Origin of the sequence: Prochlorococcus marinus XMU1405 (assembly GCF_017696275.1) — a bacterium.
Classification (GTDB): domain Bacteria; phylum Cyanobacteriota; class Cyanobacteriia; order PCC-6307; family Cyanobiaceae; genus Prochlorococcus_A; species Prochlorococcus_A marinus_AB.
The window spans coordinates 277,754-288,723 of sequence record NZ_JAAORF010000001.1; the positions used below are offsets into that span (position 1 = coordinate 277,754).

Here is a 10,970-nt window from a genome sequence, read left to right on the forward strand (position 1 = left end):
GAATTTTAAATAAAAACAGCCTAACAGTTATTTTTTGGTTTTGTAAATCAATTAATAGACCATTTTGGGTCATCAAACTTTGTGATTTTTTGGCTTCTACTTAAGATTTCAGAAAGTGGTGTAATAACGAAATTCCGATTCATGAATCTAGGGTGAGGTAATGTTAATTCCTCGTCAACCGTATGAAAATCTTCCCACCAAAGAATATCTAAATCGAGACATCTTGATAGCCATTTCTTACCCTTTGGCGTCTCTTCTCGTCCGAAAAATCTCTCTAACTTTTTTAGCTCTTTTAAAAGTAATTTCGCTTTTTTAGTTGATGGTTTTGGGAAAGAATTACTTTTTATAAGTAATAGAGTATTTAAATAATTTGGCTGCTCATTATCAACACCATGAGGTAATGTCTCATAAATTGAAGACCAAAAAAAGTTTGCATAAAATTTGCTTTTCTCTTCTTTTTTTTGGTTGGAACTATCTCCCCACTCATTTATTATTTCCTCTATTTTTGGTTTGCAAATTAATAGTGAATCAAGAGGGCTTCCGAATTTACTATCAATATTTGCTCCGAGGGATATACATAGTCCATTTTTGATATTAAGATTTGATAATTCCACTACAAAAAACAAAGTTATTGGATAAATTCTATATCAGGCATTTTTAAAGTGATTTTGAACCCCGAGTTAAAAGAAAAAGGAGAAATAAAAGATTTAATGAAGTCGAAGGATTCTTTTAGAGCTTTTCCTTTGGCCGCAATTACAGGCCATAGCTTATTGAAATTATCTTTACTTTTGGCAGCAGTTGATCCAAGTTTAGGGGGAGTGATTATTGCTGGTGGAAGAGGTACTGGTAAGTCAGTATTAGCAAGGGGTTTACATACTTTACTTCCTCCTATAGAGGTATTAGATAATGAATTAATACTTGAAAAGCTAATTGAGAAAAATAGTGGAACTTCATTAAGACCTATTGGGAGGAACCTTGATCCAGATAAACCAGAGGAATGGGATATTAGTACTAATAAATTGTTGGAGGAGGTAATTGGAAGTGATTATTTGAATCAAATTGAAGAAATTCCGAAGAAAGTAAGAGAGGCACCATTTATTCAAGTTCCTATTGGCATAACCGAAGACAGACTTGTTGGATCAATTGACGTCGCTGCATCATTAAGTACGGGGGAACAAGTTTTTCAGCCTGGAATTTTAGCAGAGGCTCATAGAGGTGTTCTTTATGTAGATGATATAAATTTATTGGATGATGGAATTGTAAATTTAATTCTTGAAGCCACAGGAAGAGAGAAAAATAATATTGAAAGAGATGGTTTAAGTCTCTCTCATCCTTGTAAGTCACTTTTAATAGCAACTTATAATCCTGAAGAAGGAGCTCTAAGAGATCATGTTTTAGATCGTTTTGCCATCGTGCTTTCCGCAGATCAATCTATTGATAACGCTCAAAGAGTTGAGATTACAAAATCTGTTTTATCGCATGCAGAAAATAATATTCAATTTTCAGAAAAATGGTCGGAAGAATCTGATAATTTATCCACTCAATTAATTTTGGCAAGGCAATGGTTAAAGGATGTCAAGATAACAAAAGAGCAAATAACCTATTTAGTGAATGAAGCTCTTAGAGGAGGAGTAGAAGGGCATAGGTCAGAATTATTTGCAGTAAAAGTGGCAAAGGCCAATGCAGCTCTTCGAGGCGATGAGAATGTAAATTCTGAAGATCTTAAAGTCGCAGTTAGGTTAGTTATTCTCCCACGAGCAATGCAAATTCCTCCAGAAGATGATGATATTCAACCCCCCCCTCCAGAGGATCAGAGTCCCCCCCCTCCACCTCAATCAAACAATGAAGAGTCAGAACCTGAGGCTAATGAAAATGATAATGACCTAGACCAAGAACAAGAACAAGAAGAAGATAATTCTGATGGAGAAGAAGAATCTACTCCCGATATACCTGAAGAATTTATATTAGATCCTGAGGCATGTATGGTTGATCCTGATTTATTGCTTTTTTCATCAGCTAAAGCTAAAGCCGGAAATAGCGGAAGTAGATCAGTGATATTCAGTGATAGTAGAGGAAGGTATGTGAAACCTATAATTCCAAGAGGTAAGGTAAAAAGAATTGCGGTAGATGCGACTTTGCGAGCTGCAGCTCCTTATCAAAAATCGAGAAGAATAAGGAATCCTAATAAATCAATAGTTATTGAAGAAAACGATTTTAGGGCTAAGCTTCTTCAAAAAAAGGCGGGAGCTCTAGTGATTTTTCTGGTTGATGCTAGTGGATCTATGGCTTTAAATAGAATGCAAAGTGCTAAAGGCGCAGTAATAAGACTTTTAACAGAGGCATATGAGAATAGAGATGAAGTTGCTCTTATACCCTTTAGAGGTAATCAAGCAGAGGTTCTTTTGCCTCCAACAAGATCAATAACTGCAGCGAAAAGAAGGCTAGAAACAATGCCTTGTGGAGGTGGATCTCCTTTAGCTCATGGACTAACGCAATCAGCAAAAGTAGCAAAAAATGCTCTTTCTACTGGAGATATAGGTCAAGTTATTGTTGTTGGAATTACCGATGGAAGAGGAAATGTTCCATTAGGATTATCTCTAGGACAAAATGAAGTTGAAGAAAACGAAAATACAAATGCAAATTTAAAGCAAGAGGTTCTTGATATTGCAGCAAAATATCCCATGCTTGGGATAAAACTTTTGATAATTGATACAGAAAGAAAATTTATTGCAAGTGGATTTGGTAAAGAATTAGCAGAGGCAGCTCAAGGGAAATATGTTCAACTGCCAAAAGCTACAGATAAAGCAATCGCAGCTATGGCTTTAAATGCTATAAATGAATTCTAAATATTTTTTATGGATAAATTTCGTTAAGAAATTTCGAAAGTCCAATCGTTAAATCTCTTATAGATTTGGTTAATTCTTTATCTTGAGTTAATTTTTCAAAATCATCACTCATATCGTCTATTTTGGTTGAAATAGATCTAGCAGCATTTATTGTCAATTTAATGTCGTTAAGGGTTTCTTTATCATCGATAGTAGACAAAATGTTATTTAAATGATTAGCAGCAGTTGTAATTTCTTTTATTAGAGGTTCAACTCTTTCTATTTCTTTTTTCGATAAATAAATTAATTCATCAAGATTTTCTTGTGTTTTGTCAAATTGATTAATTGAGTTGAGGATGTTCTCAATTAAGTTTTCTTGATTTGTTTCTTTTAAAAGTTGACTTATTCTATTAGTTATATTTGAGAGACTTGATAGTTGCTTACCTGTGATAGTGTCTCCCTGACAAATAATTAATTTGGTATCGCATTTTTCTGAAATAGGTTTTGCTGTATTTTTGGGAATTGTCTTGTCACTAGTTTCTAAAGCAACTTGTACATCTCCTCCAAGGAAAGAATTTGTGACTACCCTAGCAAATGCTGGCCTTGGAAGGATAATGTCAGGATTATTTAAAACTATTTTTGCTTTAATTGATTCATTCGTAAACAAGATATCTTCTATCGATCCTACTAAAATTCCTCTGTAAGTAACTGGAGATTTTTTTGATAAACCGCTTGCGTTATTGAATTCAGCAAAGAGGTACCAATTTTTTGAAGATAATTTTACTCCTCTTAGCCAAAAAGAAAAGAATGTGAAAATTAAAATTCCTCCTAATAAGGAAAAACCAACTATTGAATCTCTCAAGCTTCTACGCATAATTTCTAAATGTCTTTGGGTTGCATTGGACCATCAAGTTTCCCATGCCTAAATTGGAATACATAGGGATCTTTACTCTCTTTAAATTCATCAATCGAGCCTGCCCATCTAAATTTACCTCCATAAAGTATTAAAACTTTATCTGAAGTTCTCTCTATAGTACTAAGAACATGGCTAACTACAATAGATGATCCGCTAGCTTTATGATTTGTTTTATTAATTAAATCTTCAATTCTTGAAGAGGCAATTGGATCAAGGCCAGCAGTTGGTTCATCAAAAAGTAATAAAGGTTTTGACTTTACTTTGAGAGTCTGATCATTAATTAATGCTCTAGCAAAACTTACTCTTTTTTGCATGCCTCCGCTTAATTCATTTGGAAGTTTTTTTTCAACATTAAATAATCCTACTTCAGCTAAGCATTCACATACTATTTCATGAATTAACTTTTTAGATAGGTTTTTATTTCTCTTAAGGAGAAAACCTACATTTTCTTCAATAGTTAAAGATCCTAATAAAGCGGGGTTCTGAAAAACTAGTCTTACATCAGGAGGATTATTTTGATCTAATCTCAAATATGTTTGTTTTTCACCAAATATTCTTAATTCTCCTTTGGTAGGTAGTATGAGTCCTGCTAATATTTTTAATATTGTTGATTTACCGGAACCTGAGGGGCCCACAATAGCTAATTTTTCTCCATCATTAAGTTCAAAATTTATTTGATCAAGCACATCTACTTCTCCCCAGCTAATTGAGAGGTCTTTTGTTTCAACTGCATGCTTTGATTTCTTCAAAACTTATTTAAAAACATCTTTCATTTCATTTTGCCTATTTTTAGAAATAAAAAAAGGATGTATGAATTTAATTTATAATGGTTCTATTATAGTTTTAAATTTGATAAAAATAATTTAAGAGTTTTTTTAATGAATAAGCGAAAAAAAAGAGTTAGAAGATTGTACAAATATCATAAAAAGTATAACTTTCATCTATTAAACAAAATTTCGAGAATTTTGAGTTGGCTTTTGCCAGGACTGGTAATAAAAAGATGGATGCTTACTTCTGCAATAGGATTCCTCACTTCATTATTGGGCCTGTCAATTTGGACAAATTTAAGTCCCCTTTATTGGTTTACTGAAATATTTTTTGGTTTATTAATAGGTTTAACAAAAGTCTTACCCGTTTCAATACTGGGGCCATTAATTTTTGTTGTTGGAATAATATTAATAGGGATTGGACAAAATAGAAGTATTAATTCTATTCAAAAAGCGCTTGTTCCAGAAAAAAATACATTCTTAGTTGATGCATTAAGAGTTAAGAGTAAATTAAACAGAGGTCCTAATATTGTTGCAATTGGGGGTGGTACAGGCTTATCTACTTTACTGAAAGGCCTAAAAAATTATAGTAGTAATATTACAGCAATCGTAACTGTATCCGATGATGGCGGAAGTAGTGGAATTCTCAGAAAACAATTAGGTGTGCAACCTCCAGGAGATATTAGAAATTGTTTGGCAGCCTTATCAAACGAGGAACCTACTCTAACAAGATTATTTCAGTATAGATTTTCAGGAGGAAGTGGTCTTGAAGGTCATAGTTTCGGAAATCTATTCTTGTCAGCTTTAACAACAATTACAGGCAGTTTAGAAAAGGCAGTGCAGGCCTCTAGTAAGGTCTTGGCGGTACAAGGTCAAGTTTTACCTGCAACAAATATTGATGTTATGTTATGGGCCGAATTAGAAGACGGTGAAAAAATTTATGGTGAAAGCAATATCAGTAAATCTAAAAAATTAATTTCGAGGATTGGTTACCTACCAGAAAATCCTTCTGCTCTACCAAGTGCTCTTGAATCCATAAAAGAAGCAGATTTAATTGTTCTTGGCCCAGGTAGTCTATACACATCATTATTGCCAAATTTGTTAGTACCAGAGATAGTAGATGCCTTATTGCAAAGCAATGCCCCAAAAATATATATAAGTAATTTGATGACTCAGCCAGGAGAAACAGATGGACTTGATGTTTATCAACATATCAAAGCAATAGAAAAACAATTATCAAATTTTGGAGTTAATACTCGAATTTTTAACTCAATCTTATCTCAGATTAAATTTGAAAAGTCTCCATTAGTAGACTATTACGAAAGTAGAGGGGCAGAGCCTGTCCAATGTAATAAAGAAAAATTATTATCTGAGGGTTATTATGTTTTGCAGGCACCATTATATTCAAAAAGGATAACTCCAACTCTTAGACATGATCAAAGGAGACTCGCAAGAGCAGTTATGTTTTTATACCGCAAATTAAAAAAATTAAACTAATACGCATCTTGAAGTTCATAGAAATCTGGCTGAATATAATCTTTTCGTAATGGCCATCCTCTCCAATCTTCAGGCATTAATAGTCTTTTAGGATTTGGATGATCAATAAAATTTATTCCATACATATCAAAAGTTTCTCTTTCTTGCCAATCACTTCCTTTAAAAATGTTATATAAACTAGGGATTGATAAATCAGAATCTCTTTTTAAGAAAACTTTTAATCTGACTTCATTAATTTTTTCGATTTTTTGTAAATCATTAACAGTTATAAAATGGTAGAAACTTACAAGATTTTTACCAGGCCCCTCATCGTATCCTCCTTGACATTGGAGATAGTTGAATCCGTAATTTTTTAAAGCTGAAACTGCTTCATATAATTTGTTAGGTTCCACAGAAATGTTTTCAATTCCTATGTGATCATCAGATAAAGATTGATTTGGAATTCCTTCTTGAGATAAATATTGACTTATAACCCCTTCTTTTTCTATTGAATTATCTGAGGATTTGGCTAAATCTTCTTTTTCCATTAATCTTCGGTAATAATTTCAGCTTTTTCGGTATTTTCAGGCAATTCAGTTATTTTTTCTTTTTTAGAGGAAGGAATAACGTTGGCTGAGGTTTTGTTGAGGTATTCCCCAGTATTTTCAGAGAAAACAAGATTCATTTTGTGATCAGATGTCATATATCTGTGATTTTGTTCTGTTTTTGTCCTCTCTGAAATTGATTCATTACCAACTTTTTTTCTTAATTTAATAACAGCATCAAAGATTGCTTCTGGTCTTGGTGGACATCCAGGAAGGTATAAATCTACTGGTATCAATTTATCAACTCCTCTTACAGCAGTGGTTGAATCAGCGCTGAACATTCCTCCTGTAATTGTACAGGCACCCATCGCAATCACATATTTAGGTTCAGGCATTTGTTCATAAAGTCTTACTAGTGCTGGAGCCATCTTCATCGTTACTGTTCCTGCAACTATTAGCAGATCTGCTTGCCTTGGCGAGCTTCTAGGTACTAAACCAAATCTATCAAAATCAAATCTAGATCCGATTAAGGCAGCAAATTCTATAAAACAACAAGCTGTACCGTATAAGAGAGGCCACAAACTGCTTAATCTAGCCCAATTATGAAGATCGTCTAAACTTGTTAATATAATATTTTCGCTTAAATCTGTAGTAACTTGGGGTGCACCAAGAGGATTGCAAGTTCCTTCTCGAATTTCTCTTATTGCTTTTGGGGATAATTGTGGATTCACTTTTTTAGCTCCATTCTAAAGCACCTTTTCTCCATGCGTATGCTAAAGCGATAACAAGTATTGCGATGAAAATTAAAGCCTCAATAAAGGCTAATAATCCTAATCTATTGAAAGCAACAGCCCAAGGATAAAGGAATACTGTCTCAACATCAAATATAACGAAAACTAAGGCAAACATGTAATAACGAATATTAAATTGAATCCATGCTCCCCCTATAGGCTCCATTCCTGATTCGTATGTAAGCTTTCTTTCCCCTGTTCTACCTTTTGGGGCAACGATGAGGTTAGTAATTAGAGCTAGAATTGGAACTGCTGCGGCAATTAGAAGGAAACCTAAAAAATATTCATAGCCAGTTAATACAAACATCTTAAAAAATTAATTTTGAATAAAAGTCGCTTAATGAAGCAAAATCTTTTAAAGTTCTTAAAGAACAATAATAAACCGTGAGTGAAAACATTCAACCAGCCTCTGAGGAAAACAAAATAGTTGAAGACCTTGAGAAGATAAAACCTTCTGAAAATATCTCAGGAGTAAAAGTTGAACAACCTGTCTTTAATTTAGAACAAAATAGATTCGAATGTAGAAGCTGTGGATACATTTATGATCCGTCTGAAGGAAATAAAAAATTAAACATACCTAAAAATACTCCTTTTTCAGATTTGGATGGGAATACTTTCGCTTGCCCTGTTTGTCGAGCAGGTAAAAATTTTTACAAGGATATAGGTCCCAAATCTAAACCTAGTGGTTTTGAAGAAAATTTAGTTTATGGGTTTGGTTTTAATAGTTTACCTCCTGGACAAAAAAACATATTGATTTTTGGAGGCCTGGCTTTTGCTGCTGCTATATTCCTTTCTTTGTACTCTTTGCATTAATATATACAGATGAAAAAAATTTTTACTAGTATTCCCAATCTTCTTTTATCAGTTCTTCTTTGTTTTGTATTGAGCAGTTGTTCATCTACAGGAGTAAAGATGAGTGATAGCAGCCCTTGGAAAACAATTAAGTTTGAAGACCAGGCTAATGCATTAGATGTTGATTTTATAGATGATAGAAATGGATTTTTAGTAGGCTCTAACAGGCTTATTATGGAATCTAATGATGGAGGAGAAAATTGGGAAAAAAGAAATTTAGATTTACCAAGTGAAGAGAACTTTCGTCTCCTAGATATTGATTTTAAAGGTGAAGAGGGATGGTTAATAGGTCAGCCTTCATTAGTTATGCATACACTTGATGCAGGAAAGAATTGGACACGTTTATCTCTAGGTAACAAATTACCAGGCCAACCATTTCTAATAACAACTGTCGATAATGATGTTGCAGAATTGGCTACCACTGCAGGTGCTATCTACGAAACCTCAGATGGTGGTGAATCATGGAATGCAAAAGTTGTAGATGCATCTGGTTCTGGTGGTGTAAGAGATTTAAGAAGAACTAATAAGGGAGATTATGTCAGTGTAAGTAGTCTAGGTAATTTCTTTTCTACTTTGGAAAAAGATAGTGATTCATGGATAGCTCATCAAAGAGCTAGTAGCAAAAGAGTTCAAAGCATTGGTTTTAATCCAGAAGGAAGTTTATGGATGCTTTCTAGAGGAGCAGAAATTAGATTTAATGAAGATACTAATGATCTAGAAAATTGGTCAAAGCCTATCATACCAATTCTTAATGGATACAATTATCTAGACATGGGATGGGATCCAAATGGTGATATTTGGGCTGGTGGAGGTAATGGAACCTTAATAGTAAGTAAAGATCAAGGTAAAACTTGGATTAAAGACCCCATTGCTTCTGAATTACCCACAAATTACATTAAAATAGTTTTTCTTGATAAGGAGGCTTTAGATAGTCAAAAGGGATTTGTACTTGGCGAGCGTGGTTATATCCTTAAATGGAATAGCTAATCTTAAATAACTTGAGTTAATAATAAAAAAAAAATTAATTTTTGAAAGATTTAGCAACTGTCTGTAACCAACCTGTTAATTTCTTCGCGAAGTTATGATTTTACCCTGTAAGATCATATGGTAAACATTTGTGATTATGGCCGCAGGTTCAACGGGTGAACGCCCATTCTTTGAAATAATCACCAGTATTAGATACTGGATTATTCATGCAGTAACATTACCAGCTATCTTTATAGCAGGCTTCTTATTTGTATATACAGGCTTAGCCTACGATGCTTTCGGAACTCCTCGTCCAGATAGTTATTTCCAATCATCTGAATCTAAAGCACCTGTTGTAACTCAAAGATATGAAGCTAAATCTCAACTAGATTTAAGAACAAAATAACAATGACTAATTCTCAAGCTCCAATGCAGGCTGCGGAAGTCCGCGTTTATCCTATATTTACTGTCCGTTGGCTAGCGGTTCATGCTCTTGCTATTCCATCAGTATTCTTTTTAGGTTCTATTGCTGCTATGCAGTTCGTAGCCCGATAAATTTAACTATCATGCAAGTAAACGAAAATCCTAACAAAGTTCCAGTTGAACTTAATCGTACAAGCCTTTATTTAGGTTTATTATCAGTTTTTGTATTGGGAATATTATTTTCCAGTTACTTTTTCAATTAAATTAAAATCATGAGTAAATTAAAAGGACCAGATGGAAGAATTCCAGATAGACTTCCCGACGGTAGACCAGCAGTTGCATGGGAAAGAAGATGGACTGAAGGAACTCTTCCTCTATGGCTTGTCGCTACAGCAGGTGGAATAGCAGTTATATTCGTTTTAGGAATATTCTTCTATGGTTCATACCAAGGAGTTGGAGGTGGAGGCTAACAAATCCTTACCTTGTCCTGATAATCACTAATATCAAATAAGCTTAATAAGAATCAGTAAATATCCTTAGTTTATCTTTTGTGGAGCTTGGGATATTTTCTTTTTGGGTTATCAATCCATCTTTTAATGAAAAATGAGACTTACTTTTTGGTCTTTCTTTTTCAATTAATTTAGCTACTTCAAATATTATTTTATTAGCCACTTCAGTATTTGATCTAAGATTATCCAAAACCATCTCTACAGAAACTTCTTGATGAGTTTGATGCCAGCAATCATAATCAGTAACCATAGATAAGGAGGAGTAAGCTATTTCAGCTTCTTTAGCTAATCTTGCTTCTGTGTGGTTCGTCATTCCAATTATTGAACATCCCCAACTCCTATATAAATTAGATTCTGCTCTAGTTGAGAAAGCGGGACCTTCCATTGCCAGATAGGTACCCCCTCTATGTAATTGTCTACCGCCAGGAATATTTTTTTCTCCGATTTCACTTAATATACGTGATAAATTTGTGCAAAAGGGATCTCCCATAGTTACGTGAGCAACAGCTCCTTCGTTAAAGAAGGTTGCAGGTCTATTTTTGGTCCGGTCTATAAATTGATCTGGAACCACTATATCAAGTGGCCTTATCTGTTCTTGTAATGAACCAACTGCTGATGGAGCAATAATCCATCTTACTCCTATTGATCTTAGAGCCCAAATATTAGCTTTGTAAGGAATTTCAGAAGGATTTAAACTATGTGTTCTGCCATGTCTAGGAATAAATGCTATCTCTAGGTTTCCAAGATTATATACTTTTATTGAATCAGAAGGTTTACCATAGGGAGTATTGATTTCAAGTTCTCTTGAGTACTCTATTTGATCCATTGAATAAAATCCACTTCCACCAATCACTCCTAATCTTGATTTTTTAATTGGCAATAAATGTTCTTTATTCATAG

Annotated in this window: 15 protein-coding genes; 8 read left to right on the plus strand and 7 right to left on the minus strand. The window is 33.8% G+C overall.

From position 1 onward, the window contains the following. Positions 1-47: 47 nt before the first annotated feature. Complete coding sequence (folK, locus tag HA148_RS01510) at positions 48-614, minus strand: 2-amino-4-hydroxy-6-hydroxymethyldihydropteridine diphosphokinase (protein ID WP_209129597.1); 567 nt, start codon at positions 612-614, stop codon at positions 48-50. A gap of 96 nt (positions 615-710) precedes the next feature. Between folK and bchD the strand changes: the two genes are divergently transcribed. Next, positions 711-2,846: a magnesium chelatase ATPase subunit D gene (gene bchD, locus HA148_RS01515; RefSeq protein ID WP_245151974.1), complete on the plus strand. Its 2,136-nt coding sequence runs from the start codon at positions 711-713 to the stop codon at positions 2,844-2,846. A 7-nt stretch (positions 2,847-2,853) separates the two neighbouring features. On the opposite strand, the gene HA148_RS01520 is transcribed toward bchD, so the two are convergent. Together HA148_RS01520 and HA148_RS01525 are read right to left on the minus strand one after the other, a co-directional pair. After that, positions 2,854-3,699 carry an MlaD family protein gene (locus HA148_RS01520; RefSeq protein ID WP_209129601.1) on the minus strand — a complete coding sequence of 282 codons (846 nt, stop codon included), beginning with the start codon at positions 3,697-3,699 and terminating at the stop codon, positions 2,854-2,856. Between the two features lie 5 nt (positions 3,700-3,704). Next, complete coding sequence (locus HA148_RS01525; protein WP_209129603.1) at positions 3,705-4,490, minus strand: ABC transporter ATP-binding protein; 786 nt, start codon at positions 4,488-4,490, stop codon at positions 3,705-3,707. 129 nt (positions 4,491-4,619) lie between these two features. Here HA148_RS01525 and HA148_RS01530 point away from each other — a divergent pair, with 129 nt between their 5' ends. Beyond that, a complete protein-coding gene (locus HA148_RS01530; protein ID WP_209129605.1) occupies positions 4,620-6,005 on the plus strand; it encodes a gluconeogenesis factor YvcK family protein in 1,386 nt (461 codons plus the stop codon). On the opposite strand, the gene HA148_RS01535 is transcribed toward HA148_RS01530, so the two are convergent. Genes HA148_RS01535 through HA148_RS01545 form a run of 3 tightly spaced genes read right to left on the minus strand, consistent with a single transcriptional unit; the run spans position 6,002 to position 7,627 of the window. Continuing rightward, a complete protein-coding gene (locus HA148_RS01535) occupies positions 6,002-6,532 on the minus strand; it encodes an NAD(P)H-quinone oxidoreductase subunit J (protein ID WP_209129607.1) in 531 nt (176 codons plus the stop codon). The two genes, HA148_RS01530 and HA148_RS01535, sit on opposite strands and share 4 nt — an antisense overlap. After that, positions 6,532-7,260, minus strand: a complete 729-nt coding sequence (locus tag HA148_RS01540) for an NADH dehydrogenase subunit K (protein WP_209129609.1) — start codon at positions 7,258-7,260, stop codon at positions 6,532-6,534. Before HA148_RS01540 ends, HA148_RS01535 begins: the two co-directional genes overlap by 1 nt. Before the next feature lie 4 nt (positions 7,261-7,264). Beyond that, a complete protein-coding gene (locus HA148_RS01545; protein WP_209129611.1) occupies positions 7,265-7,627 on the minus strand; it encodes an NAD(P)H-quinone oxidoreductase subunit 3 in 363 nt (120 codons plus the stop codon). 77 nt (positions 7,628-7,704) lie between these two features. On the opposite strand from HA148_RS01545, the gene HA148_RS01550 reads away from it, so the two are divergent. From HA148_RS01550 to HA148_RS01575, 6 genes are all read left to right on the plus strand, one after another. Continuing rightward, positions 7,705-8,133, plus strand: a complete 429-nt coding sequence (locus HA148_RS01550; RefSeq protein ID WP_209129613.1) for a rubredoxin — start codon at positions 7,705-7,707, stop codon at positions 8,131-8,133. A gap of 9 nt (positions 8,134-8,142) precedes the next feature. Next, the gene (locus HA148_RS01555) at positions 8,143-9,159 is read left to right on the plus strand and encodes a photosynthesis system II assembly factor Ycf48 (RefSeq protein WP_209129615.1); all 1,017 of its coding nucleotides are present in this window, start codon (positions 8,143-8,145) and stop codon (positions 9,157-9,159) included. A gap of 136 nt (positions 9,160-9,295) precedes the next feature. Continuing rightward, the gene (gene psbE / locus HA148_RS01560) at positions 9,296-9,544 is read left to right on the plus strand and encodes a cytochrome b559 subunit alpha (protein WP_002806020.1); all 249 of its coding nucleotides are present in this window, start codon (positions 9,296-9,298) and stop codon (positions 9,542-9,544) included. A gap of 2 nt (positions 9,545-9,546) precedes the next feature. After that, positions 9,547-9,693, plus strand: a complete 147-nt coding sequence (psbF, locus tag HA148_RS01565) for a cytochrome b559 subunit beta (protein WP_011375863.1) — start codon at positions 9,547-9,549, stop codon at positions 9,691-9,693. An 11-nt stretch (positions 9,694-9,704) separates the two neighbouring features. Then, on the plus strand, positions 9,705-9,824 hold the full coding sequence (locus HA148_RS01570) for a photosystem II reaction center protein L (protein ID WP_002806119.1): 120 nt from the start codon (positions 9,705-9,707) through the stop codon (positions 9,822-9,824). Between the two features lie 9 nt (positions 9,825-9,833). Next, positions 9,834-10,031, plus strand: coding sequence for a photosystem II reaction center protein J (locus HA148_RS01575; RefSeq protein ID WP_025922884.1), 198 nt, complete (start codon positions 9,834-9,836; stop codon positions 10,029-10,031). Positions 10,032-10,074: 43 nt separating this feature from the next. Here HA148_RS01575 and mtnP read toward each other — a convergent pair whose 3' ends face one another. After that, the gene (gene mtnP, locus HA148_RS01580; RefSeq protein WP_209129617.1) at positions 10,075-10,968 is read right to left on the minus strand and encodes an S-methyl-5'-thioadenosine phosphorylase; all 894 of its coding nucleotides are present in this window, start codon (positions 10,966-10,968) and stop codon (positions 10,075-10,077) included. Positions 10,969-10,970 lie beyond the last annotated feature (2 nt).